The sequence below is a fragment of the Cellulosimicrobium cellulans genome (genome assembly GCF_001722485.1).
Classification (GTDB): domain Bacteria; phylum Actinomycetota; class Actinomycetes; order Actinomycetales; family Cellulomonadaceae; genus Cellulosimicrobium; species Cellulosimicrobium cellulans_A.
The window spans coordinates 1-25,225 of the sequence record NZ_LWGL01000019.1 but is presented as its reverse complement, the minus strand read 5'-3'; the positions used below and the strand labels follow the sequence as shown (position 1 = coordinate 25,225).

General features: G+C 73.5%; 21 protein-coding genes. 15 read left to right on the top strand and 6 right to left on the bottom strand.

The window, feature by feature from the left end:
- Nucleotides 1–46: 46 nt before the first annotated feature.
- Nucleotides 47–3,043, top strand: coding sequence for an excinuclease ABC subunit UvrA (uvrA, locus tag JZ5iCDA_RS04120; protein WP_069385989.1), 2,997 nt, complete (start codon nucleotides 47–49; stop codon nucleotides 3,041–3,043).
- Nucleotide 3,044: 1 nt separating this feature from the next.
- Here the strand turns inward: uvrA and JZ5iCDA_RS04115 are convergent, their stop codons facing one another.
- A complete protein-coding gene (locus tag JZ5iCDA_RS04115; protein ID WP_069386002.1) occupies nucleotides 3,045–3,530 on the bottom strand; it encodes an OsmC family protein in 486 nt (161 codons plus the stop codon).
- 163 nt (nucleotides 3,531–3,693) lie between these two features.
- Here JZ5iCDA_RS04115 and uvrC point away from each other — a divergent pair, with 163 nt between their 5' ends.
- From uvrC to JZ5iCDA_RS04070, 9 genes are all read left to right on the top strand, one after another.
- A complete protein-coding gene (gene uvrC, locus JZ5iCDA_RS04110; RefSeq protein WP_069385988.1) occupies nucleotides 3,694–5,850 on the top strand; it encodes an excinuclease ABC subunit UvrC in 2,157 nt (718 codons plus the stop codon).
- Nucleotides 5,851–5,870: 20 nt separating this feature from the next.
- On the top strand, nucleotides 5,871–6,809 hold the full coding sequence (gene rapZ, locus JZ5iCDA_RS04105) for an RNase adapter RapZ (protein ID WP_069385987.1): 939 nt from the start codon (nucleotides 5,871–5,873) through the stop codon (nucleotides 6,807–6,809).
- 8 nt (nucleotides 6,810–6,817) lie between these two features.
- Entirely contained in the window at nucleotides 6,818–7,783 is a 966-nt protein-coding gene (locus JZ5iCDA_RS04100; protein WP_069385986.1) for a gluconeogenesis factor YvcK family protein, read from the top strand.
- A 93-nt stretch (nucleotides 7,784–7,876) separates the two neighbouring features.
- Nucleotides 7,877–8,857, top strand: coding sequence for a DNA-binding protein WhiA (gene whiA, locus JZ5iCDA_RS04095; protein WP_069385985.1), 981 nt, complete (start codon nucleotides 7,877–7,879; stop codon nucleotides 8,855–8,857).
- 341 nt (nucleotides 8,858–9,198) lie between these two features.
- A complete protein-coding gene (gap, locus tag JZ5iCDA_RS04090) occupies nucleotides 9,199–10,203 on the top strand; it encodes a type I glyceraldehyde-3-phosphate dehydrogenase (RefSeq protein ID WP_069385984.1) in 1,005 nt (334 codons plus the stop codon).
- 159 nt (nucleotides 10,204–10,362) lie between these two features.
- The gene (locus tag JZ5iCDA_RS04085; protein ID WP_069386001.1) at nucleotides 10,363–11,562 is read left to right on the top strand and encodes a phosphoglycerate kinase; all 1,200 of its coding nucleotides are present in this window, start codon (nucleotides 10,363–10,365) and stop codon (nucleotides 11,560–11,562) included.
- A gap of 78 nt (nucleotides 11,563–11,640) precedes the next feature.
- Nucleotides 11,641–12,432, top strand: a complete 792-nt coding sequence (gene tpiA, locus JZ5iCDA_RS04080; RefSeq protein WP_083259643.1) for a triose-phosphate isomerase — start codon at nucleotides 11,641–11,643, stop codon at nucleotides 12,430–12,432.
- Nucleotides 12,433–12,601: 169 nt separating this feature from the next.
- Nucleotides 12,602–12,844: a preprotein translocase subunit SecG gene (secG, locus tag JZ5iCDA_RS04075; RefSeq protein ID WP_069385983.1), complete on the top strand. Its 243-nt coding sequence runs from the start codon at nucleotides 12,602–12,604 to the stop codon at nucleotides 12,842–12,844.
- A gap of 96 nt (nucleotides 12,845–12,940) precedes the next feature.
- Nucleotides 12,941–13,288, top strand: a complete 348-nt coding sequence (locus JZ5iCDA_RS04070; protein ID WP_069385999.1) for an RNA polymerase-binding protein RbpA — start codon at nucleotides 12,941–12,943, stop codon at nucleotides 13,286–13,288.
- A gap of 61 nt (nucleotides 13,289–13,349) precedes the next feature.
- On the opposite strand, the gene pgl is transcribed toward JZ5iCDA_RS04070, so the two are convergent.
- The 5 genes from pgl to tkt form a co-directional block, all read right to left on the bottom strand.
- Nucleotides 13,350–14,123, bottom strand: a complete 774-nt coding sequence (gene pgl, locus JZ5iCDA_RS04065) for a 6-phosphogluconolactonase (protein WP_069385982.1) — start codon at nucleotides 14,121–14,123, stop codon at nucleotides 13,350–13,352.
- Nucleotides 14,120–15,034, bottom strand: coding sequence for a glucose-6-phosphate dehydrogenase assembly protein OpcA (gene opcA / locus JZ5iCDA_RS04060; RefSeq protein ID WP_069385981.1), 915 nt, complete (start codon nucleotides 15,032–15,034; stop codon nucleotides 14,120–14,122). Before opcA ends, pgl begins: the two co-directional genes overlap by 4 nt.
- 58 nt (nucleotides 15,035–15,092) lie before the next feature.
- Nucleotides 15,093–16,634 carry a glucose-6-phosphate dehydrogenase gene (gene zwf / locus JZ5iCDA_RS04055; protein WP_069385980.1) on the bottom strand — a complete coding sequence of 514 codons (1,542 nt, stop codon included), beginning with the start codon at nucleotides 16,632–16,634 and terminating at the stop codon, nucleotides 15,093–15,095.
- A 109-nt stretch (nucleotides 16,635–16,743) separates the two neighbouring features.
- The gene (tal, locus tag JZ5iCDA_RS04050; RefSeq protein WP_069385979.1) at nucleotides 16,744–17,877 is read right to left on the bottom strand and encodes a transaldolase; all 1,134 of its coding nucleotides are present in this window, start codon (nucleotides 17,875–17,877) and stop codon (nucleotides 16,744–16,746) included.
- Between the two features lie 134 nt (nucleotides 17,878–18,011).
- A complete protein-coding gene (gene tkt / locus JZ5iCDA_RS04045) occupies nucleotides 18,012–20,174 on the bottom strand; it encodes a transketolase (RefSeq protein WP_069385978.1) in 2,163 nt (720 codons plus the stop codon).
- Nucleotides 20,175–20,579: 405 nt separating this feature from the next.
- Here tkt and JZ5iCDA_RS04040 point away from each other — a divergent pair, with 405 nt between their 5' ends.
- The 5 genes from JZ5iCDA_RS04040 to scpB all read left to right on the top strand — a co-directional run bounded on the left by JZ5iCDA_RS04040 (nucleotide 20,580) and on the right by scpB (nucleotide 25,152).
- Nucleotides 20,580–21,506 carry a heme o synthase gene (locus JZ5iCDA_RS04040; protein WP_069385998.1) on the top strand — a complete coding sequence of 309 codons (927 nt, stop codon included), beginning with the start codon at nucleotides 20,580–20,582 and terminating at the stop codon, nucleotides 21,504–21,506.
- Nucleotides 21,507–21,528: 22 nt separating this feature from the next.
- Nucleotides 21,529–22,491, top strand: a complete 963-nt coding sequence (xerD, locus tag JZ5iCDA_RS04035; RefSeq protein ID WP_083259642.1) for a site-specific tyrosine recombinase XerD — start codon at nucleotides 21,529–21,531, stop codon at nucleotides 22,489–22,491.
- A gap of 159 nt (nucleotides 22,492–22,650) precedes the next feature.
- Complete coding sequence (locus tag JZ5iCDA_RS04030) at nucleotides 22,651–23,478, top strand: ParA family protein (RefSeq protein ID WP_069385996.1); 828 nt, start codon at nucleotides 22,651–22,653, stop codon at nucleotides 23,476–23,478.
- On the top strand, nucleotides 23,462–24,415 hold the full coding sequence (locus JZ5iCDA_RS04025; RefSeq protein ID WP_069385977.1) for a segregation and condensation protein A: 954 nt from the start codon (nucleotides 23,462–23,464) through the stop codon (nucleotides 24,413–24,415). Before JZ5iCDA_RS04030 ends, JZ5iCDA_RS04025 begins: the two co-directional genes overlap by 17 nt.
- Nucleotides 24,412–25,152, top strand: a complete 741-nt coding sequence (scpB, locus tag JZ5iCDA_RS04020) for an SMC-Scp complex subunit ScpB (protein WP_083259641.1) — start codon at nucleotides 24,412–24,414, stop codon at nucleotides 25,150–25,152. Before JZ5iCDA_RS04025 ends, scpB begins: the two co-directional genes overlap by 4 nt.
- Nucleotides 25,153–25,225: the final 73 nt, after the last annotated feature.

Here is a 25,225-nt window from a genome sequence, read left to right as displayed (position 1 = left end):
GTCGAACACGTGTGCGAGCGTCGGTGGCCGGACGTACCATTCTTCGGTGAGCAATCGCCTCGTCATCTCCGGTGCCCGCGAGCACAACCTGCGCGACGTCGAGCTCGACCTCCCGCGCGACCAGCTCATCGTCTTCACCGGCCTGTCGGGGTCGGGCAAGTCCTCTCTCGCGTTCGACACGATCTTCGCCGAGGGCCAGCGGCGGTACGTGGAGTCGTTGTCCGCGTACGCGCGCCAGTTCCTCGGGCAGATGGACAAGCCCGACGTCGACTTCATCGAGGGCCTGTCGCCCGCGGTGTCGATCGACCAGAAGTCGACCAACCGCAACCCGCGCTCGACGGTCGGCACCATCACCGAGGTCTACGACTACCTGCGCCTGCTCTTCTCGCGCGCCGGCACGCAGCACTGCCCGGTGTGCGGCGAGCGCGTGACGGCCCAGACCCCGCAGCAGATCGTCGACCGCCTGCTCGAGCTGCCGGAGGGCACGCGGTACCAGGTCCTCGCGCCGGTCGTGCGCGGCCGCAAGGGCGAGTACTCGGAGCTGTTCAAGGAGCTGCAGGCCAAGGGCTTCGCGCGCGCCCGGGTCGACGGCGAGGTGCGCACGCTCACCGACCCGCCGGTGCTCGAGAAGAAGCTCAAGCACGACATCGAGGTGGTCGTCGACCGCCTCGTCTCGCGCGAGGGAGTCCAGCGCCGGCTCACGGACTCCGTGGAGACCGCGCTCGGCCTCGCGGGCGGGCTGGTCGTCGTCGAGCTCGTGGACGCCGACGCCGACGACCCCGGGCGCGAGCGCCGCTTCTCCGAGAAGCGCGCCTGCCCGAACGACCACGAGCTCGCGCTCGACGAGATCGAGCCGCGCACGTTCTCCTTCAACGCCCCGTACGGAGCGTGCCCCGAGTGCACGGGCATCGGCTTCCGCCTCGAGGTGGACCCGGACCTCGTGGTCCCCGACGAGGAGAAGTCGCTGCGCGAGGGCGCCGTCGCGCCGTGGGCCCAGGTGTCGTCGGAGTACTTCGAGCGCGTGCTCACGGCGCTCGCCGACGACCTCGGGTTCTCCATGGACACGCCGTGGCGCGCGCTGCCCGAGCGGGCGAAAAAGGCCGTCCTGCACGGCCAGAACCACCAGGTCCACGTCCGGTACAAGAACCGGTGGGGCCGCGAGCGGCAGTACTCGACCGGGTTCGAGGGCGTCATCACGTTCCTCGAGCGGCGGCACTCCGAGACCGAGTCCGAGTGGTCGAAGGAGAAGTACGAGGCGTTCATGCGCGAGGTGCCGTGCCCGGTCTGCCGTGGCGCGCGCCTCAAGCCCGAGGTCCTCGCCGTCAAGGTGGGCGACAAGTCGATCTGGGACGTGTGCCGACTGCCCCTGCGCGAGGCCGCGGCGTTCCTCGGCTCGCTCGAGCTGGGCCAGCGCGAGCGCGCGATCGCGGCCGAGGTGCTCAAGGAGATCCACGCACGCCTGGGCTTCCTGCTCGACGTCGGCCTCGACTACCTGTCGCTCGAGCGCCCGGCGGCGACGCTGTCCGGCGGTGAGGCGCAGCGCATCCGGCTCGCGACGCAGATCGGCTCGGGCCTCGTCGGCGTGCTCTACGTCCTCGACGAGCCCAGCATCGGCCTGCACCAGCGCGACAACCGCCGCCTCATCGACACCCTCACGCGGCTGCGCGACCTCGGCAACACGCTCATCGTCGTCGAGCACGACGAGGACACCATCCGCACGGCGGACTGGATCGTCGACATCGGCCCGGGGGCGGGCGAGCACGGCGGGCGCGTCGTCCACTCGGGCGACTACGCGGGCCTGCTCGAGGCGCCCGAGTCGGTGACCGGTGCGTACCTGTCGGGCCGCCGCAGCATCCCGCTGCCGGGTCACCGCCGCCCGACCGACCCGGACCGCCAGGTCACGGTCGTCGGCGCGCGCGAGCACAACCTCACGGGCATCGACGTGAGCTTCCCGCTCGGGACGTTCACCGCCGTCACGGGCGTCTCGGGCTCCGGCAAGTCGACGCTCGTCAACTCCATCCTCTACACCGTCATGGCGAACGAGCTGAACGGCGCCCGCCAGGTCGCGGGACGGCACACGCGCGTGACCGGCCTCGACCAGCTCGACAAGGTGGTGCACGTCGACCAGGGCCCGATCGGCCGCACGCCGCGGTCGAACCCGGCGACGTACACCGGCGTGTGGGACCACGTGCGCAAGCTGTTCGCCGAGACGACCGAGGCCAAGGTGCGCGGCTACACGCCGGGCCGGTTCTCGTTCAACGTCAAGGGCGGGCGCTGCGAGGCGTGCTCGGGCGACGGGACGCTGAAGATCGAGATGAACTTCCTCCCCGACGTCTACGTGCCGTGCGAGGTGTGCCACGGCGCGCGGTACAACCGCGAGACGCTCGAGGTGCACTTCAAGGGCAAGACGGTCGCGGACGTCCTCGACATGCCGATCGAGGAGGCCGCGGAGTTCTTCGCCGCCGTCCCGGCGATCTCGCGGCACCTCAAGACGCTCGTCGAGGTGGGCCTGGGCTACGTCCGCCTCGGGCAGCCCGCGCCGACGCTCTCGGGCGGCGAGGCGCAGCGCGTCAAGCTCGCGAGCGAGCTGCAGAAGCGCTCGACCGGCCGCACGATCTACGTGCTCGACGAGCCGACCACGGGCCTGCACTTCGAGGACATCCGCAAGCTGCTCGGCGTGCTGCAGTCGCTCGTCGACAAGGGCAACACCGTCCTGGTGATCGAGCACAACCTCGACGTCATCAAGAGCGCGGACTGGATCGTCGACATGGGCCCCGAGGGCGGGTCCGGCGGCGGGAAGGTCGTCGCGCAGGGCACCCCGGAGCAGGTCGCGCGGGTCGAGGCGAGCCACACCGGCCGGTTCCTCGCCGAGATCCTCGACCAGCACCCCCCGGTGCCCGTCGCCGAGGCGGAGAAGCGCAAGGGCTCGGCCCAGGGCAGTGCGGCGACGTCGTCGACCGGGCGCTCGGCGAAGGCCCGCCGGGCGACGGACGAGGACGGCACCGCGCGTCGCACGTCGCGCCGCAAGGCGTCCGCCGCCTGACTCAGGCGGCGGCGCGCCGCGCCGGTGCGGGCTCGACGAGCACCCGGAAGTTCACCGAGCGCGCGAGGAAGCAGTGGTCGTGCGCGCGGCGGTGCAGCACGGCGAGCGACTCCTCGTCGGTGCCCGGCCCGTCGTCGAGCACGACGCGCGGGTGCAGCGTGACGTCCGTGAACTGGCCCTCGCCGCCGGACTCGACGCGCATCATCCCGGTGACGTCGTCCACGTACTCGCGCACGACGACGCCCGCCGCCGAGGCCAGGTGGAGGAACCACAGCATGTGGCACTGGGAGAGGCTGACGACGAACAGCTCCTCCGGGCAGTAGCGCGACGGGTCGCCGCGGAACGCCGGGTCGGCCGAGCCGGGCAGGGCCGGCCGGCCGTCGAGCAGGACGTCGTGGTCGCGGCCGTACGCCGTGTAGGACGACGTGCCCGTCTCGCCGGCCCCCGTCCAGCGGACCGTCGCGGAGTACCCGTGCTGTGCGCTCATGCCCGTCACCCTAGCCGCCGGTGACCGCCGTCACACCGCCCAGGAGCCGTTCCTGACGCAGCTTGCCCGGCTCGCCCCGCGCCACCCCTGCTTGACCCCGCACGACCCCGCAGCGCCCCCCGCACCGGCCCCGCCGTCGGTGCGCTGACCTAGGCTGGAGACCATGGCTGATCCCGCGACGTACCGCCCTGCGCCGGGGGAGATCCCCACCTCGCCGGGCGTCTACCGGTTCCGGGACGAGCACGGCCGGGTCGTGTACGTCGGCAAGGCGAAGAACCTGCGCGCGCGCCTGTCGAGCTACTTCCAGGACATCGCGAACCTGCACCACCGCACGCAGACGATGGTCACCACGGCCGCGTCGGTCGAGTGGACCGTCGTCGGCACCGAGGTCGAGGCGCTCGCCCTCGAGTACACGTGGATCAAGGAGTTCGACCCGCGGTTCAACGTCAAGTACCGCGACGACAAGTCGTACCCGTTCCTCGCCGTGACGATGGGCGAGGAGTTCCCGCGCGCGCAGGTCATGCGCGGCGCGAAGCGGCCCGGCACGCGCTACTTCGGCCCGTACGGCCACGCGTGGGCGATCCGCGAGACGCTCGACCTGCTGCTGCGCGTCTTCCCCGTGCGCACGTGCTCGGCCGGCGTCTTCAAGCGCGCCCGCCAGACCGACCGGCCGTGCCTGCTCGGGTACATCGACAAGTGCTCCGCGCCGTGCGTGGGGCGCATCTCGCCCGAGGACCACCGCGCGCTCGCCGAGGACTTCTGCGACTTCATGGCGGGCGACACCCAGCGGTTCGTCAAGCGCCTCGAGCGCAAGATGCAGGAGGCCGCGGCCGCGATGGAGTACGAGCTCGCCGCGCGCCTGCGCGACGACATCGGCGCCCTGCAGCGCGCGACGGAGAAGAACGCCGTCGTGCTCGGCGACGGCACCGACGCCGACGTCTTCGCGCTCGCGGGCGACGAGCTCGAGGCCGCGGTCCAGGTGTTCCACGTGCGCGGCGGGCGGATCCGCGGCCAGCGCGGCTGGATCGTGGAGAAGGTCGAGGACGTCACGGACGCCGAGCTCGTCGAGCACCTCCTGCAGCAGGTGTACGGCGCGGCCGAGGAGGCCGCCGCGGTCGACGCGCGCACGGGCGCCGGCGCCCAGGGCGGGGCGCGCGACGTCGTGCCGCGAGAGGTGCTCGTCCCGGTCCTGCCGCCCGACACCGACCAGGTCACCACGTGGCTCACCGGCCTGCGCGGCGCCCGCGTCGACGTCCGCGTCCCGCAGCGCGGCGACAAGAAGGAGCTCGCCGCGACCGTGCGCGCCAACGCCGAGCACGCCCTCGCGCTGCACCGCACGCGCCGCGCCGGCGACCTCACCACGCGCAGCCAGGCGCTGCGCGAGATCCAGGAGGCGCTCGACCTCGACACGGCGCCGCTGCGCATCGAGTGCTACGACGTCTCGCACAACCAGGGCACGTACCAGGTCGCGTCCATGGTGGTGTTCGAGGACGGGCTCGCGCGCAAGAGCGAGTACCGCCACTTCACCGTCCGCGGCCCGGAGGGCGAGGGCGCGCGGGACGACACGGCCGCCATGTACGAGGTCATCACGCGCCGGTTCAAGCGCTACCTCACCGACCGCACGCGGCTCGGCGGCCTCGAGGTCGACCTCGAGGCGGACGAGGCGGTCGGCCCGGGCCCCGCCCGCCCGGGGGACCCGGCGGACCGGGCCGCCCAGGACGCGGGCTACGTCCCGCGCTCGGGCGAGGTCGACCCGGACGCGCCGACCGACCGGCGAGCCCGCTTCGCGTACCCGCCGAACCTCGTCGTGGTCGACGGCGGCCCGCCGCAGGTCGCGGCCGCCGCGCGGGCGCTCGCGGACCTCGGCATCGACGACGTCGCCCTGTGCGGGCTCGCGAAGCGCCTCGAGGAGGTCTGGCTGCCGGGGGAGGACTACCCCGTCATCCTCCAGCGCTCCTCCGAGGGCCTGTACCTCCTGCAGCGCGTGCGCGACGAGGCGCACCGGTTCGCCATCGCCCAGCACCGCAAGAAGCGCAGCAAGGGCATGACGGTCTCCGCGCTCGACGACGTCCCCGGCCTCGGGCCCGCGCGCAAGACCGCGCTCCTCAAGCACTTCGGCTCCCTCAAGCGCCTGCGCGCCGCGAGCGCGGAGGAGATCGCGACCGTGCCCGGCATGGGTGTGCGCACCGCCGAGGCCGTCGTCGCGGCGCTCGGCGGAGGCCGGGGGAGCGACGGCGCCCCGGGACCGGATGCACCCGCCCAGGACGCCGGCGCGGCGCAGGACACCTCGACGGCGGGTGGTGCCGCCGCCCGGCCGTGACGGGCTGGCATGCTGGAGCCATGAGTCAGGAACCCTCCCCGACGACCGTCCCGAGCGGCATCCCCGCCATCGAGGCGGCCACCCAGGCACCCGAGCGCCGCGAGGCGGAGGTGCTGATCATCACGGGCATGTCGGGCGCCGGGCGGTCACGCGCCGCGGCCGTCCTCGAGGACCTCGACTGGTACGTCGTCGACAACCTGCCGCCGCGCATGATCGTGCCGCTCGTGGACCTCATGACGCGGTCCGGCTCGACGCTCGAGCGCATCGCTGCGGTCGTCGACGTGCGCGGGCGCGAGTTCTTCCAGGACCTCGTGGAGGTGCTGGACCACCTGCGCCAGAGCGGCGTCTTCTACCGCATCCTGTTCCTCGACGCGTCCGACGAGGTGCTCGTGCGCCGCTACGAGCAGGTGCGCCGGCCGCACCCGCTCCAGGGCGAGGGCCGCATCCTCGACGGGCTCGCGGCGGAGCGCCGGCTGCTCGCGAGCCTCGAGGAGCGCGCCGACGTCGTGATCGACACCTCCGAGCTCAACGTGCACGACCTCGCGCGCGAGGTGCGCGCCGCCGTCGCGGACGGCACGCCCGAGACCCTGCGGATCAACGTCGTGTCCTTCGGCTTCAAGTACGGGCTGCCGCTCGACGCCGACCACGTCGTGGACGTGCGGTTCCTCGCCAACCCCTACTGGATCACCGAGCTGCGCCACCTCACCGGTCGTGACGCGCCCGTGCGGGACTACGTGCTGGCGCGCCCGGGCGCGGTCGAGTTCGTCGACCGGTACGTGCACGCGCTCGAGCCCGTCCTCGCGGGCTACCTCGGCGAGGAGAAGCGCTACGTGACGATCGCCGTCGGCTGCACCGGCGGCAAGCACCGGTCGGTCGCGATCAGCGAGGCGATCGCCGCACGGCTGCGCGAGCGGGGGCAGCGCGTCTCCGTGACCGCGCGCGACCTCGGCAAGGAGTGACGCCGGCCGTGGTCGCGAGGAGATCCCCGGCGGTCGTCGCGCTCGGCGGCGGGCACGGGCTGTCCGCGAGCCTGTCGGCGCTGCGCCTCATGTCGGACCGGCTGACGGCCGTCGTCACGGTCGCCGACGACGGCGGGTCCTCCGGGCGGCTGCGCGCCGAGCTCGGCGTGCTCCCGCCCGGGGACCTGCGCATGGCGCTCGCGGCGCTGTGCGACGACTCGGAGTGGGGCCGCACGTGGAGCTCGCTCCTGCAGCACCGGTTCACCTCCGAGGGCGACCTCGACAACCACGCGGTGGGCAACCTGCTCATCGTCGCGCTGTGGGAGCTGCTCGACGACCCGGTCGCGGGCCTCGACTGGGTCGGGCGCCTGCTCGGCGCGCGCGGCCGGGTGCTGCCGATGGCGGCGGTCCCGCTCGGCATCGAGGCGGACGTGCGCACGGGCGACGCGCTCGAGACGGTCGTCGGGCAGAGCCGGGTCGCGGTGACGCACGGGCGGATCGAGCAGCTGCGGCTCGTGCCGTCCGACCCGCCGGCGTGCCCGGAGGCGGTCGAGGCGGTCGAGGCGGCGGACTGGGTCGTGCTCGGCCCCGGGTCGTGGTACTCCTCGGTCATGCCGCACCTGCTCGTGCCCGAGCTGGCGCGCGCGCTGCACGAGACGCGCGCACGGCGGTGCGTGACGCTCAACCTGTCGAGCGACACGGGGGAGACGTACGGGCTCAGCGCGACCGACCACCTCGAGGCGCTGCACAAGCACGCCCCCGGACTGCGGATCGACGCCGTGGTGGCCGACCCGTCGGCCGTCGAGGACACCGACCAGCTCGCGCGGACGGCCGCGACGATGGGCGCGCGGCTGCTGCTGCGCCAGGTGCGGCTCGGGGACGGGACCGCGCGGCACGACGCGCTGCGCCTCGCCGCCGCCTACCGTGACGTGTTCGACGACTTCCTCGGCGACGTGGGCACGCGCGCCGGCTGAGCGGCCCGGACGTGCGCGAGGCCACACGCGCCGCCGCGCCACGGGGCCGCCGGGCGGCCGTCCCGACCCCTGATGGATGGCAGGATGTCGCCCATGGCGCTCACGGCACAGGTGAAGGACGAGCTGGCTCGGCTGCGGGTCGACAAGACGTCGTGCCGCAAGGCCGAGGTGTCGGCGACGCTGCGGTTCTCCGGCGGCCTGCACCTCATCTCGGGCCGCGTCGTCATCGAGGCCGAGCTCGACACCGCGATCGCCGCGCGCCGGCTGCGCGAGACCATCGCCGACGTCTACGGCCACAGCAGCGAGCTGATCGTCGTGTCGGCGGGCGGGCTGCGCAAGGGCAGCCGCTACGTCGTGCGCGTCGTGCGCGACGGCGAGTCCCTCGCGCGGCAGACCGGGCTGCTCGACCAGCGGGGCCGGCCCGTGCGCGGTCTGCCGCCTCAGGTGGTCTCCGGCGGGCTCGAGGAGGCCGAGGCGGCGTGGCGCGGCGCGTTCCTCGCGCACGGGTCGCTCACCGAGCCCGGTCGTTCGTCCGCGCTCGAGGTCACGTGCCCGGGGCCGGAGGCGGCACTCGCGCTCGTCGGCGCGGCGCGGCGGCTCGGGATCTCCGCCAAGTCGCGCGAGGTGCGCGGCATCGACCGCGTCGTCATCCGCGACGGCGACGCCATCAGCGCGCTCCTGACGCGCATCGGCGCGCACGAGGCGGTCCTCGTGTGGGAGGAGCGCCGCACGCGCCGGGAGGTGCGCGGAACCGCCAACCGGCTCGCGAACTTCGACGACGCGAACCTGCGCCGGTCCGCGCGCGCGGCGGTCGCCGCTGGCGCCCGCGTGGAGCGCGCCTTCGAGATCCTCGGCCCCGACCTGCCCGACCACCTGCGCGAGGCCGGCGAGCTGCGCCTCGCGCACAAGCAGGCGTCGCTCGAGGAGCTCGGGCAGCTCGCCGACCCGCCGCTGACGAAGGACGCGGTCGCCGGCCGCATCCGGCGTCTCCTGTCGACCGCGGACAAGCGCGCCGCCGAGCTCGGCATCCCCGACACCGAGGCCGGCCTCAGCCCGGAGCTGCTCGACCTCTGACCGGCTCTTGCCGGGCCGCCGTCGCCTCTTCGTGCCGTGCCGCAGAGGTCGCACGCGCGCGGGACCATGGTCCCGAGGCGTGGGATCCAGGTCACACGACGGGGAGGTGTTGGTATAGGCTCGGGAGGGTCAGGTGACGACGACGTGCTCCTTCGCAGACACCCTTCGTGGGCGTGTGCGGCCGCGGCTGTCGCCGTGGCCGTGCGCGGGCACGGGAGGTGCGAAGCCGGCGAGTCCGGCAGCGAGCACGGGCGTGATCACCACCTGCGTACGCCGTCGTACGTGATCGTTCGGCATCAACCGTGTGCGTCGGGCAACCGGCGCGCCCTGAGGAGGGCATTGTGACCATCCGCGTCGGTATCAACGGCTTCGGTCGGATCGGACGGAACTTCTACCGCGCCATCGTCGAGTCGGGCGCTGACGTCGAGATCGTGGGGGTCAACGACCTCACCGACAACAAGACGCTCGCGCACCTGCTCAAGTACGACACGGTTCTCGGCCGTTTCCCGCTGAGCGTCGACTTCGACGACGAGAACATCATCGTGGACGGCAAGAAGATCCGTGCGCTCGCCGAGCGCGACCCCGCGAACCTCCCCTGGGGCGAGCTGGGCGCCGACATCGTCATCGAGTCGACCGGCTTCTTCACCGACGCGACCAAGGCCAAGGCGCACATCGACGCTGGCGCCAAGAAGGTCATCATCTCGGCCCCCGCGAAGAACGAGGACGGCACGTTCGTCGTCGGCGTCAACCACGAGCAGTACGACCCGGCCTCGCAGCACGTCATCTCCAACGCGTCCTGCACCACGAACTGCCTCGCCCCGCTGGCCAAGGCGCTCAACGACTCGATCGGCATCGAGCGCGGTCTCATGACCACGATCCACGCCTACACGGGCGACCAGAACCTCCAGGACGGCCCGCACCGCGACCTGCGCCGTGCGCGCGCCGCGGCGCAGAACATCGTCCCGACCTCGACGGGTGCGGCCAAGGCCGTCTCGCTCGTGCTCCCGGAGCTCAAGGGCAAGCTCGACGGCTACGCGCTGCGCGTGCCGGTCATCACGGGCTCGGCGACGGACCTCACCTTCACCGCCTCCAAGGAGGTCACGGTCGAGGACGTCAACGCCGCCGTCAAGGCCGCGGCCGAGGGCCCGCTCAAGGGCGTGCTCGAGTACGTCGAGGACGAGATCGTCTCGAGCGACATCGTGACGAACCCGCACCAGAGCATCTTCGACGCGAAGCTGACCAAGGTGATCGGCGACCAGGTCAAGGTCGTCTCCTGGTACGACAACGAGTGGGGCTACTCGAACAGCCTCGTCGCCCTCACGCAGTACGTGGGCGAGCGTCTCTGACGACCACGCCTCACGCGTGATCCGACACGTCCGCGCACGCGTCGCCGCCCGACGGCCGGCGGGTGCGCGGACGTCGTCGTGTCCGGGGAGCGCCGCGGCGCCGTGCCGCGCGCGCCCTCGCCCCGACCACCTCGACGGCACCGGAAGACTGGAGTGCTCATGAAGACCATCGACGACCTCGGCGACCTGCGCGGCAAGCGCGTGCTGGTCCGGTCCGACTTCAACGTCCCCCTCGACGGGACGACCATCACGGACGACGGCCGCATCCGCGCCGCGCTGCCCACGCTCGAGCGGCTCACCGACGCCGGGGCGAAGGTCGTCGTCACGGCGCACCTCGGCCGCCCCAAGGGCGAGCCGGACCCGAAGTACTCGCTCGCGCCCGTCGCGACGCGCCTGGGCGAGCTCCTCGGGGTGCCGGTGCACCTCGCGGAGGACGTCGTCGGCCCGTCGGCGCAGGCGACCGTCGAGGGGCTCGGGGAGGGTGAGGTCGCCCTGCTCGAGAACATCCGCTTCGACGCGCGCGAGACGTCGAAGGACGAGACCGAGCGCCAGGCGCTCGCCCGCGAGCTCGCCGGGTTCGCCGACGCCTTCGTCTCGGACGGGTTCGGCGTCGTGCACCGCAAGCAGGCGTCCGTCTACGACGTCGCCCAGGTGCTGCCCGCTGCCGTCGGCGAGCTCGTCCTCAAGGAGGTCGACTCGCTCAAGCGTGCGACCCAGGACCCCGAGCGTCCGTACGCCGTCGTGCTCGGCGGCTCGAAGGTCTCCGACAAGCTCGGCGTCATCGCGAACCTGCTCACCAAGGCGGACCGCCTCCTCATCGGCGGCGGCATGGTCTTCACGTTCCTCGCGGCCAAGGGCCACCAGGTGGGCAAGTCGCTGCTCGAGGCCGACCAGATCGACACCGTCAAGGGCTACCTCGCGGACGCCGAGAAGAACGGCGTCGAGATCGTGCTGCCCACGGACGTCGTCGTGGCGGAGGCCTTCGCGGCGGACTCGCCCCACGAGGTCGTCGCGGCCGACGCGATCCCCGAGGACAAGATCGGGCTCGACATCGGCCCCGCCTCGGGCGAGCTCTTCGCGAGCAAGATCGCCGACGCGCGCACCGTCGTGTGGAACGGCCCCATGGGCGTGTTCGAGTTCGACGCGTTCGCCGACGGCACGCGCGCCGTCGCGCAGGCCCTCGTCGACGCGACCGGAAAGGGCGCGTTCACGATCGTCGGCGGCGGCGACTCCGCGGCCGCCGTGCGCACCCTCGGGTTCGACGAGGCCGGCTTCAGCCACATCTCGACCGGTGGCGGCGCGAGCCTCGAGTTCCTCGAGGGCAAGGACCTGCCGGGCATCTCGGTCCTCGAGGCCTGAGACCGCACCCTGACCGACCGAGCGCGCCGCCCCGCGACCGCGGGGCGGCGCGCCCACGAAGAGAAGAGACGACACACCGTGGCGAACCGCACCCCGCTCATGGCGGGCAACTGGAAGATGAACCTGGACCACCACCAGGCGACGCACACCGTGCAGAAGCTGGCGTGGACCCTCAAGGACGCCAAGCACGACTACTCGTCGGTCGAGGTGGCCGTGCTGCCGCCGTTCACCGACCTGCGCTCCGTGCAGACCCTCGTGGACGCCGACAAGCTCGAGCTCAAGTACGGCGCGCAGGACGTCTCCGCGCACCCCGAGGGCGCGTACACCGGCGAGATCTCGGCCTCGATGCTCGCGAAGCTCGGCGTCACGTACGTCGCCGTCGGCCACTCCGAGCGCCGCCAGTACCACGGCGAGACGGACGCCCTCGTCAACGAGAAGATCGTCGCCGCCGTCGGCCAGGGCCTCGCGCCGATCCTGTGCGTCGGCGAGGGGCTCGACGTGCGCCAGGCGGGCGACCAGATCCGTTACACGCTCGCCCAGGTCGAAGGCGCCCTCGCGGGCATCCCGGCGCCGCAGGTCGCGGACCTCGTCATCGCGTACGAGCCCGTCTGGGCCATCGGCACGGGCGAGGTCGCGACGCCCGAGGACGCGCAGGAGGTCTGCGGTGCCATCCGCGGTGCGCTGGGCGACCTGTACGACGCCGACTTCGCCACGTCGACGCGCGTGCTGTACGGCGGCTCGGTGAAGTCCTCGAACGTCGCCGCGATCATGGCGCAGCCCGACGTCGACGGCGCGCTCGTCGGCGGCGCGAGCCTCGACCCCGAGGAGTTCGCCAAGATCGTGCGCTACCAGGCCCACGCCGGCGCCTGATCCTCCCCTCGCGGCCCCGGTCGACCGGCCGGGGCTGCGAGGTTGGCCGCGGCGCCCCCGCGTCGCCTACTCTTGTCCCCTGTGCGACAGGCCACGTCCTGCCGCACGACAACCGTGCGGTCGACCTCGATGCTCCGTCGAGCCGGCCCTGAGCCTCAAGGACGTACTCGTGGACGCGCTGCGCATCATCCTCCAGGTCCTGCTGGTCCTCACCAGCGCCTTCCTCACCCTGCTCGTGCTCATGCACAAGGGCAAGGGCGGTGGGCTGTCCGACATGTTCGGCGGCGGGATCTCGAGCTCCGTGGGCAGCTCCGGCGTCGCCGAGCGCAACCTCAACCGCATCACGGTGACGTTCGCCGTCGTGTGGACGGTCGTCATCGTCCTGCTGGGACTGATCCAGAAGGTGAGCTGAGCCGTCGCCCTGCGGGGCGACGTCGGGCGGCGCGCGAGGACGCGACGTCGCAACGGACCGGGTGCCGTGGTCGGCACGGAGGACGGGGGAGTGCACGTGGCTGGTGGAAACGCGATCCGTGGGTCGCGCGTGGGTGCAGGGCCTCTCGGGGAGTCCGAGCGGGGCGAGGTCGCGCCGCGGTTCCGGGTGTCGTACTGGTGCGCGAACGGGCACGAGACGCGCCCGAGCTTCTCGTCCGAGGCGGACATCGAGGCGCCCGAGACGTGGGACTGCCCGCGCTGCGGGTTCCCGGCCGGGCAGGACCGGGAGCACCCGCCGTCGCCGATGCGGAACGAGCCCTACAAGACGCACCTCGCGTACGTGAAGGAGCGGCGCTCCGACGCGGACGGCGTGGCGATCCTCGACGAGGCGCTCGCCGCGCTGCGCGCCCGCCGCGGCCGCTGACGCGGACCGCTTCCCGCTGACGCGGACCGCTTCCCGCTGACGCGGTCCGCGTCCCTGTCCGTCAGGCGGTAGGTCCGGCGGCCTCGTCCGTCGTGCCCGTGGCCGCGGCGTCGACGAGCCACAGCGTGCGCTCGGTGCCGGCGACGCCGGCCGCGGGCGTGTCGTGCACGTCCGCGCCCCCGAGCGCCGAGGCCACGGCGGGCGCCTTCTCCGCCCCGGCGGCCACGACCCATACCTGGCGCGCCGCGGCGAGGGCCTCGAACGTCAGCGTGACGCGCTCCGGCGGCGGCTTGGGCGAGCCGTGCACGCCGGCGGTCGGCATGCCGGTCACGTCCAGGCCCGGGTGCCCCGGGAAGAGGGACGCGACGTGCCCGTCCGGCCCCATGCCGAGCAGCAGCACGTCGAACTCCGGCACGACCGCGCCGGCGGGCGCGTACGCCGCGAGCTCGGCCGCGTACGCCGCGGCCGAGTCCTCCGGCGTCGCCGCGGCGTCCGCCGCGGGCATCGGGTGGACGTTCCCTGCGGGCAGCTGCGCCAGCTGGTCGAGCAGCGCCTCGCGGGCCTGCGTCTCGTTGCGGTCGCCGTCACCGGTCGGCAGGAAGCGCTCGTCGCCCCACCACAGGTGCACGCCGGTCCAGTCGACCGCGTCGCGGACCGGGTGGCGCGCGAGCGCGGCGAGGCTCGCGATCCCGACGGTGCCGCCCGTGAGGACCACGTGGACCGGCCGTCGCACGGACTGCGCGTCGAGCAGCGCGGTCACGAGGCGCGAGGCGACGGCCTCGGCGAGGACCGACGCGTCGGGGTGGACCACGACGCGTCGGGCGCCGGCGGTCACGCGCCCACCCTCGCGAGGCCCTTGGTCAGCACGTCGCCGTAGACCTCGTCCGGGTCGAGCCGGCGCAGCTCCTCGATCAGCGCCTCGCTGAGCGTGCGGATCGGCAGGGCGACGCGGCGGTCGGGCTTGCCGGGCTGGCTGATCGTCACGATCCGGCCGTCGGGGCGGTCGAGGACGATCGGCCCGCTCTCGCGCTCGAGCGTCACGCGCGTGATCGCCTCCGCGCCGTCGTGGCGCACGAGCTCCGCCGGGCACTGGAGCCGCTCGCCGAGCCAGGCCGCGAGGAGGTCGAGCGACGTGTGCCGCGCCTGGCCCTCCACCACGACGTTCGTCACGGGGTCGAACGGCGGCTGGTCGAGCGCCGCCGCGATGAGCCCGCGCCAGAGGGTGACCCGCGCCCACGCGAGGTCGGAGTCGCCCGGCCCGTACGTCGCCGCGAGGGACGCGAGCGTCGCCTCCGGGTCGCGGGCGGTGATCGAGTCGGTGATGCGGCGCTGGGCCATCGCGCCCACCGGGTCGTCGTCCGGCGACGCCGGCGGCTGCCCCGGCCACCACACGACGATCGGGGCGTCCGGCAGCAGCAGCGGCATGACGAGGGTGTCGGTGTGCTCGAGCATCGGGCCCGACGCGCGCAGCACGACCACCTCGGAGGCGCCTGCGTCGCCGCCGACGCGGATCTGCGCGTCGAGACCCGTCGAGCCCTCGCGGGCCGGGGCGACGACGACGATGCGGCACGGGTGCTCGCGGCTCGCGTCGTTCGCGGCCTCGATCGAGGTCTCGACGTCGGACTCCTCGGCGATGACGACGAGCGTCAGCACGCGGCCGAGGGCGATCGCGCCGCCCTCGTCACGGAGGCGTACGAGGCGCTTGTTGACGGCGTTCGTCGTCGTGCCGGGCAGGTCGATGATCATCGCAGGGTCCTCCCCGGTCGGGTGCTGGTGGTGCGCAGGGCGTGACGGGCGGGCGCGCTCACGGCCGCCGCCAGGTGCGGCCGTCGCGGGCGAGCATCTCGTCGGCGGACGCCGGGCCCCAGGTGCCCGACCGGTACGGCGCGGGCGTGCCCTCGGCCGCCCAGTGCGCCGTGATGGGGTCGAGGATCTTCCACGAGAGCTCGACCTCTTCGCGCGTGGGGAACAGCGGCGGGTCGCCGAGCAGCACGTCGAGGATGAGTCGCTCGTACGCCTCGGGGGAGGACTCGGTGAACGAGTGCCCGTACCCGAAGTCCATCGTGACGTCGCGCACCTCCATCGCGGTGCCGGGGACCTTCGCCCCGAAGCGCATCGTCACGCCCTCGTCCGGCTGCACGCGGATGACGAGCGCGTTGTTGCCGAGCTCGGACGCCTGCGACGTCTCGAACGGCAGGTGCGGCGCCTTCTTGAACACGACCGCGACCTCGGTGACGCGCCGGCCGAGCCGCTTGCCGGTACGCAGGTAGAACGGGACTCCGGCCCAGCGGCGGTTGTCGACGTCCACCCGGATCGCGGCGTAGGTCTCGGTGCGCGAGTCCGCGGGGATCCCGTCCTCGTCGAGGAACCCGATGACCTCCTCGCCGCCCTGCCAGCCGGCCGTGTACTGGCCGCGGGCGGTGTGACGGGACAGGTCCTGCGGCACGCGGACCGACGAGAGCGCCTTGATCTTCTCGGCGCGCAGCGACGGCGCGTCGAACGAGACGGGCTCCTCCATCGCGACGAGCGCGAGGAGCTGCAGGAGGTGGTTCTGGATGACGTCGCGCGCGGCGCCGATGCCGTCGTAGTAGCCCGCGCGGCCGCCGATGCCGATGTCCTCGGCCATGGTGATCTGCACGTGGTCGACGTAGTGCGAGTTCCAGATCGGCTCGAACATCTGGTTCGCGAAGCGCAGGGCGAGGAGGTTCTGGACGGTCTCCTTGCCGAGGTAGTGGTCGATGCGGAAGACCGCGTCGGGGGGGAAGACCTCGGAGACCACCGCGTCGAGCTCGCGCGCGCTCTCGAGGTCGTGACCGAACGGCTTCTCGATGACGACGCGTCGCCACGCGTCGCCCTCGGACTTCGAGAGCCCGGACTCGGCGAGCCGGCGGCACACCACGGGGAACCCGCTCGGGGGCACGGACAGGTAGAAGGCGTGGTTGCCTCCGGTGCCGCGCTCGGCGTCGAGCGTCTCGACCGTCTGCCGCAGGCGCTCGAACGCGTCCTCGTCGTCGAACGAGCCCTGGACGAACCGGATGCCCTCGGCGAGCTGGCGCCACGTCGCCTCGCGGAACGGCGTGCGCGCGTGTTCCTTGACGGCGTCGTGCACGACCTGCGCGAAGTCCTGGTCCTCCCAGTCGCGGCGCGCGAACCCGGTGAGGGCGAACCCGGGCGGGAGCAGGCCGCGGTTCGCGAGGTCGTACACCGCGGGCATGAGCTTCTTGCGCGCGAGGTCGCCCGTCACGCCGAAGATGACGAGGCCGCAGGGCCCGGCGATCCGGGGCAGCCGCAGGTCTGAGGGGTCGCGCAGAGGGTTGTGCTCTGCCGAGATGTTGGCCGGCTTCACCTGATGGCACCGTTCCGTTCGACGTGGTGGGGAGAGGTCTGGGGCGTGCCGCGATCCTAGGAGGACCGCGGCACGCCCGTGCGGGGGCGCCCGCGTGGCGGGACGGGCGTCAGCCGCGCCCCGCGGCGTCGCGCAGGCCCGCCGCGGTCGTGTCCAGGAGCTCGGCCCAGCTGTCCTCGAACTTGCGCACGCCCTCGCGCTCGAGGCCGTGCGTCACCTCGGTCATCGAGATGCCGAAAGACTCCACGGTCTCGATGGTGCGCCGCGCCGCGTCGATGCCGCCGACGACCGTGTCGCCGGAGACGGCGCCGTGGTCGGCGAACGCCTGGAGGGTGCCTTCCGGCATGGTGTTGACGACGCCGTCGGTGACGAGCTCGGTGACGTACATCGTGTCGGGGTACTCGGGGTTCTTGACGCCGGTCGACGCCCACAGCGGACGCTGCGGCCGCGCGCCGGCCGCGGCGAGGGTGCGCCAGCGGTCGGTGAGCACGAACTCCTGGTACGCCTCGAACGCGAGCCGAGCGTTGGCGATCGCCGCCCGCCCGCGCACGTCGAGCGCCTCCGGGGTGCCCACCTTCTCCAGCGCGGCGTCCACCGCGGTGTCGACGCGCGAGACGAAGAACGAGGCGACCGAGCCGATCGGGGCGAGGTCGTGACCCGCGGCCCGGGCCTGCTCCAGCCCGGTCGCGAACGCGTCCATCACCGCGCGGTAGCGCTCGAGGGAGAAGATGAGCGTCACGTTGACGCTGATGCCCTTCGCCAGGGTCTGCGTGATGGCCTCGAGCCCGGGCAGCGTGGCGGGGATCTTGATGAAGACGTTGGGCCGGTCGATCGTGCGCCACAGGCGCTCGGCGACCTCGACGGTCGCCGAGGCGTCCTCGTCCGCCAGGCGCGGGTCGACCTCGATCGACACGCGGCCGTCCACGCCGTCCGTCGCGTCGTAGACGGGCCGCAGCAGGTCGGCGGCGGTGCGCACGTCGTCGGTGGTGATCCGCTCGACGGCGGCCTCGACGTCGACCCCGTCGCGCGCGAGCTCGGCGAGCTGGACGTCGTACGCGTCGCCCTTGGCGAGCGCGGAGGCGAAGATCGTGGGGTTGGTCGTGACGCCGACGACGCCGCGCTCGGCGACGAGGGAGGCGAGGTTGCCCGTGCGGAGCCGCTCGCGCGACAGGTCGTCGAGCCAGATGGACACGCCCGCCTGGCGGAGCTGCTCGATGGGGCCGGGGACGGTGGTCTGCGTCATCAGGAGTCCTCTCGTGGTGCCTCGAGGTACCGGGACGCTCCTGTCCCGGCGTGCCGCGCACGGGCTCGTGGTCCGCCGCGCGGCGGTCCGGGGTGGGGCGCCGGACCGGGCCCCACCCCGGAATCTACGATCGGTCAGTCGACGTCGCCAGTGCCGCCCTCGGTGGGCTTGGCCGGACCGCCGGGGGCGTCGTCGCGGCGTGCCGCGGCGATGGACTCGCGCGCGGCCGACGCGACGGCCTCGGCCGTGATGCCGAACTCGCGGTAGAGCACCTTGTAGTCGGCGGACGCGCCGTAGTGCTCGAGGCTCACGGTGCGCCCGGCGTCGCCGACGAGCTCGCGCCAGCCCTGCGCCACACCGGCCTCGACCGACACGCGCGCGCGCACGGAGGCGGGCAGGACCGACTCGCGGTAGGCGTCGTCCTGCAGGTCGTACCACTCGCGGCTCGGCAGCGACACGACGCGGGCCTGGATGCCGTCGGCGGCGAGCAGCTCGCGCGCCTCGACGGCGAGCTGGACCTCCGAGCCCGTGCCGATGAGGATCACGTCCGGCGTGCCCTCGGCGTCGACGAGCACGTAGCCGCCGCGCGCGGTGCCCGACGCGTCGGCGAAGCCGTCCTCGCCGCGCGGGAACGTGGGCACGTTCTGGCGCGTGAGGATCAGGCCGGCCGGGCGCTCGGTCGTCTCGAGGATGGTGCGCCACGCCCAGGCGACCTCGTTCGCGTCGGCGGGGCGCACGACGTCGAGGCCCGGGATGGCGCGCAGCGCGGCGAGGTGCTCGACGGGCTGGTGCGTCGGGCCGTCCTCGCCGAGGCCGATCGAGTCGTGCGTCCACACGAACGTCGTCGGGATCTGCATGAGGGCCGCGAGGCGCACCGCGGGGCGCATGTAGTCGGAGAACGTGAGGAACGTGCCGCCGTAGGCGCGCGTGCCGCCGTGCAGCACGATCCCGTTGAGGATCGAGCCCATCGCGTGCTCGCGGATGCCGAAGTGCAGCGTGCGCCCGTACTCGTGGCCCGGGAACTTCTTCGTCGCGTGCTCGACCGGCACGAACGACGGCTCGCCGTCCATGGTCGTGTTGTTGGAGCCCGCGAGGTCGGCCGAGCCGCCCCAGAGCTCGGGCAGCACGTCCTTGAGGGCGGTGAGGACCTTGCCGGACGCGGCACGCGTCGCGACGGCCTTGCCGGTCTCGAACGTGGGCAGCGCGTCCTCCCACCCGGCGGGCAGCTCGCGCCGCGAGAGGCGGTCGAGCAGCTCGACGCCGGCGGGGTTGGCGGTCTTCCACGCCTCGAACGCCGTGTCCCACGCGCCGCGCCGGTCGGACTGGCGCTCGCCGACCGAGCGGGTGTGCGCGAGCACGTCGTCGTCGATCGCGAAGGTCGCCTCGGGGTCGAGGCCGAGCTCGACCTTGAGGCCGCGCACCTCGTCGGCGCCCATGGCGGAGCCGTGGATGCCGCCGGTGTTCTGCTTGGTGGGGGAGGGCCAGCCGATGATCGTGCGCAGCGCGATGATCGACGGCTTGCCGGTCTCCGTGCGCGCGGCCTCGAGCGCCGCGGCGAGCGCGTCGACGTCCTCGGCGTAGCCGGTGCCGCCGTTCGTCCAGTCGACGCGCTGCGTGTGCCAGCCGTAGGCCTCGTAGCGTGCGAGGACGTCCTCGGTGAACGCGATGTCGGTGTCGTCCTCGATGGAGATCTTGTTGTCGTCCCAGATCACGACGAGGTTGCCGAGCTGCTGGTGGCCGGCGAGCGACGAGGCCTCGGAGGTCACGCCCTCCTGGAGGTCGCCGTCGGAGGCGATGACGTAGACGTTGTGGTCGAACGGCGACTCGCCGGGCGCGGCGTTGGGGTCGAGCAGGCCGCGCTCGCGACGGGCGGCGAACGCCATGCCGACGGCCGAGGCGAGGCCCTGGCCGAGCGGGCCCGTGGTGATCTCGACGCCGCGCGTGTGCTTGTACTCGGGGTGGCCGGGGGTCTTGGAGCCCCACGTGCGCAGCGCCGCGACGTCCTCCATCTCGAGGCCGTAGCCCGCGAGGAACAGCTGGAGGTACAGCGTGAGCGACGAGTGCCCGGCGGACAGCACGAAGCGGTCACGGCCGACCCAGTGGTCGTCGGCCGGGTCGTGGCGCATGACCTTCTGGAAGAGCAGGTAGGCCGCGGGGGCCAGGGAGATCGCGGTACCGGGGTGGCCGTTGCCGACCTTCTCCACGGCGTCGGCGGCGAGCGCCTTGATCGCCTTGACGGCCCGGTCGTCCAGGTCCGTCCAGTCCAGGGGCGTGTGAGCAGGGGACAACGCGTTCACCGAACCTCATTCCCGTCCGGAGCGCGCGGCCCCGGATCCTCGCGACATCTCGAAGCAGGTCGTCGGACGCTCCCGGCCGGGCCGGCCGTCCGAGCGGGCCGTGCGGCCTCGGGCGGTCGCGCGGCGCAGCACGCCTGCGCCGTCCAGCCTATACGCGACGTGCGCCCGCGCCCGGTAGGTGCCCACGTGGTGGATCCCGGGCCGATCTCACACGGCCCGCGGGCCCGTCGGGGCGGTACCCGGGCAGGTGGCGACGTACGATGAGCAGCGGACGGCCGGCGGTCCGTCCCAGCTCGCCCCCCAGCTCAGAACGGAACACCGAAGCGCGTGCACATCACGAGCCAGGCCCCGATCGACGGCACCGGAGTCCCGTCGCGCACCGCGGCGACCCCCGGGCCGGCCACCGTGGCGACGGCTCCGGGTGACCGTGCCGGCGTCGGCGACCGCGGCTGGAAGGCCCGTGTCGGCGCGTACGTCGCGCTGACGAAGCCCCGCATCATCGAGCTCCTGCTCGTCACGACGCTGCCGACGATGATCCTCGCGCAGGGCGGCATGCCCGGCCTGTGGCTCGTCCTCGCGACGCTGGTCGGCGGCGCGCTCGCCGCCGGCTCGGCGAACGCCTACAACTGCTACCTCGACCGCGATATCGACGAGGTGATGAACCGCACCAAGCGGCGGCCTCTCGTCACGGGCGAGGTCACGCCGCGCGCCGCGCTCGTGTTCGCGACGGTGCTCGGGGTGGTCTCGCTCGTGTGGTTCGCCGTCCTCGTCAACGCGGTCTCCGCGTGGCTGACGTTCGGCGCGATCGCGATCTACGTCGTCGGCTACACGATGATCCTCAAGCGGCGCACCCCGCAGAACATCGTGTGGGGCGGCATCGCGGGCTGCATGCCGGTCTTCATCGGCTGGTCCGCGGTCACCGGGTCGCTCAGCTGGGCCGCGCTCGCGCTGTTCCTCGTGATCTTCTTCTGGACGCCGCCGCACTACTGGCCGCTGTCCATGAAGTTCAAGCGGGACTACGCCACCGCCGGCGTCCCGATGCTCCCGGTCGTCGCCGACGACCGCCGGGTCGCGCTCGAGATGATCCTCTACGGCGTCGCGATGGTCGCCTCGTCCCTGGCGCTGTGGCCGCTCGCCGGCATGACGTGGTTCTACGGCGTGGTGGCGACCGGTCTCGGCGCCTGGTTCATGTGGTCGTGCGTGACCATGCTGCGCCGCGCGAAGGACCCGTCGCGCGGCAAGATCGGCGCGATGAAGGTGTTCCACGCGTCCATCACCTACCTGACCCTGCTGTTCGTCGCGGTCGCGGTCGACGTCTTCCTGCCCTGGTGAGCACGGTGTCGGGGAGGCGCCGGTGAGCGGGTCCGCGGGACCGGCGACCGGCGTGCCCGACGCCCTCGACCGGGCCGCGCGCGAGTACCTCGCGCACCTCGCCGTCGAGCGCGGCCTCTCCGCCAACACCGTCGCGGCCTACCGCCGCGACCTCGCGCGCTACGTCGCCTTCCTGGCCGAGCGCGGGAACCACGCCGTGCGCGACGTGGCGCCCGAGGACGTCGCCGCCTACGTCACGGCGCTGCGCACGGGCGCCGACGGCGGCGCGAGCCTGTCGCCGTCGTCCACGGCCCGCTCCGTGGCGGCCGTGCGGGGATGGCACCGGTTCTGCACCGCGGAGGGGCTCGCCGACACCGACCCGTCCGCCGACGTGCGCCCGCCGTCGCAGGGCAGGCGGCTGCCCAAGGCGATCTCGACCGACGAGGTCGAGCGCATCCTCGAGGCCGCGAGCGCGGGCGACGGGCCCGGGGCGCTGCGCGACCGGGCGCTGCTGGAGCTCGTGTACTCCACGGGCGCACGCATCTCGGAGGCGGTCAGCCTCGACGTCGACGACCTCGACCTGGCCGGCGGCGCGGTGCGGCTGCTCGGCAAGGGCAGCAAGGAGCGGGTCGTGCCCGTCGGCTCGTACGCCCGGCGCGCGCTCGACGCCTACCTCGTGCGGGGACGCCCGGCGCTGGCCGCGGGCGGGCGCGGGACGCCGGCCGTGTTCCTCAACACGCGCGGGGCGCGCCTGTCGCGGCAGAGCGCGTGGGCGGTGCTGCGGACCGCGGCCGAGCGCGCGGGCATCGACCGCCCGGAGCGGATCTCGCCGCACACGCTGCGCCACTCGTTCGCGACGCATCTGCTCGCGGGCGGTGCCGACGTGCGCGTCGTGCAGGAACTGCTGGGGCACGCCTCGGTCACGACGACGCAGATCTACACGCTGGTGACGCCGGACACGCTGCGCGAGGTGTACACCGCGGCGCACCCGCGCGCGCTCGGCTGAGGCGCGCCACGCGGGCCCGGACACGGGTGCGGCGGGGGGTCCTGCGATACCGTGGCGGGCGTGAGCAGCCAGGCCGAGACCCAGCACGAGACGAGCCCTGCGCCCGTCGACGTCCCGGAAACCGCCCCGGGCACCGCACCGACCCAGCGCACCGACGTCGTGGGCCGGCCCCTGCCCGAGTTCGCCGTCCCGGCCCCGCTCGCCACGCACGGCCCCGGCCGCATCATCGCGATGTGCAACCAGAAGGGCGGCGTCGGCAAGACGACGACCACCATCAACCTGGGCGCGGCGCTCGCGGAGTACGGCCGCCGCGTGCTGCTCGTCGACTTCGACCCGCAGGGCGCCGCTTCGGTGGGCCTGGGCATCAACCCGCACGAGCTCGACCTCACGGTCTACAACCTCCTCATGGAGCGCGACGTCGACGTGCAGGACGTGCTCGTGCACACCGACGTCGAGAACCTCGACGTGCTGCCGGCGAACATCGACCTGTCCGCCGCGGAGGTCCAGCTCGTGGGCGAGGTCGCGCGCGAGTCGGTGCTCTCGCGCGTGCTGCGGCCCGTCGTGGACGAGTACGACGTCATCCTCGTCGACTGCCAGCCCTCGCTCGGCCTGCTCACGGTCAACGCGCTCACCGCGGCGCACGGCGTGCTCATCCCGCTCGAGTGCGAGTTCTTCGCGCTGCGCGGCGTCGCCCTGCTCGTGGAGACGATCGACAAGGTGCGCGACCGCCTCAACCCGCGGCTCGACGTCGACGGCATCCTCGCGACGATGTTCGACTCGCGGACGCTGCACTCGCGCGAGGTCGTGGCGCGGGTCCACGAGGCGTTCGGCGACAAGCTGCTGCAGACCGTCATCGGCCGCACCGTGAAGTTCCCCGACGCGTCGGTGGCCGCCGAGCCGATCACCGTGTACGCGCCGAACCACCCCGGCGCCCAGGCCTACCGGCAGCTCGCCCGGGAGCTGGTCGCCCGTGGCGACGCCGCCTGACGCGGCCGGGGCGCCCGAGCACCGCGGCTTCGAGGTCCGGCTCGACAACTTCAACGGGCCGTTCGACCTGCTGCTGTCCCTCATCACGAAGCACAAGCTCGACATCACCGAGGTCGCGCTCGGCCGCGTGACCGACGACTTCATCGCGTACATCCGCGAGGCCGAGCGCGCCGCCGAGGCCGCACGCGCGGCGGGGGAGCCGCACCCGGGCTGGGACCTCGGCACGGCGAGCGAGTTCCTCGTCGTGGCCGCGACGCTGCTCGACCTCAAGGCCGCGCGGCTGCTCCCGTCCGGCAGCGTCGACGACGAGGAGGACCTCGCGCTGCTCGAGGCGCGCGACCTGCTGTTCGTCCGGCTCCTGCAGTACCGCGCGTACAAGGACGTCGCGGGCGTGCTCGCGGAGCGGTTCGAGAGCCAGGGCCGGAGCTTCCCGCGCGTCGTGCAGCTCGAGCCGCACCTCGCGGCGCTCCTGCCCGAGCTCGTGTGGACCATGGGGCCGGACCAGCTCGCCGCGCTGGCCGCCGGCGCGCTCGCGCCGAAGCCGGCCCCGCCCGGCGTCGACCTCGCGCACCTGCACGCGCCCGCGGTGAGCGTGCGCGAGCAGGCGGAGCTCGTCGCGGCGCACGTGCGGCGGCAGGGCACGACGACGTTCCGCGCCCTCGTCGCGGACGCGGACGAGACGGTGGTCGTCGTGGCGCGGTTCCTCGCGCTGCTCGAGCTGTTCCGCGAGGGTCTCGTCGGGTTCGACCAGGTCACGCCGCTCGGTGAGCTCACGGTGCGGTGGGCCCGTGGCGCCGACGCGGGCGACGAGGACGCCGCCGCGGCGCTGGGCGCGGCCAGCGAGTTCGACGAGGGCGACGAGCCGCACGCGTCGCCCGAGACCGACGACGACGGCGCCGCGGCCACGCCCGCCGGCGCGGAGGAGGTGCCCGCGTGAGCGAGCCGACGACGGTGCCCGACGCGGACCGGGACGCGCTGCCCGGCGACCTGCCGGCGACGACGACGGAGGTGCACGACCTGCCCGGCGGTCTGCCCGCCGCGCTCGAGGCCGTGCTCATGGTCGCGGACGAGCCGGTCCCGGTCGTCGAGCTCGCGGCCGCGCTCGAGGTCCCCACGGACGACGTGACGACGGCGCTCGCGGCGCTCGCGGCCGAGTACCGCGGCGAGGACGGCGGACGTCCGCGCGGGTTCGAGCTGCGCGAGGCCGGCGGCGGGTGGCGCGTGTACTCGGCGCCCGCGCACGCCGAGGTCGTGAGCCGGTTCGTCCAGGGCGGGCAGACGGCGCGCCTCACGCAGGCCGCGTTGGAGACTCTCGCCGTCATCGCGTACCGTCAACCGGTCAGCCGCGGGCAGGTCTCCGCGGTGCGGGGCGTGAACGTCGACGGCGTGGTGCGCACGCTCGTCGCGCGCGGTCTCGTGGCCGAGGTCGGCCAGGACCCGCACACCGGGGCGGGCCTGTTCGGCACGACGGGGTACTTCCTCGAGCGGATGGGCTTCACGTCGCTCGACGAGCTGCCGGCGCTCGCGCCGCACCTGCCGGGCATGGACGACCTCGAGGGCATCGACGGGCTCGCCGACCTGCGCGGCGGCCCCCGCCGGGGCGCGGCGGCTGACGACGACTCGCCCGAGGACGCCGTAGCGGCGGACCCGGGCACGGACGAAGGACAAGCATGAGCACAGCAGACGGGCGCCGGGGCGGCGACGGACCGCGCCGGGGCGGCGACGGACCGCGCCGGGGCGGCGACGG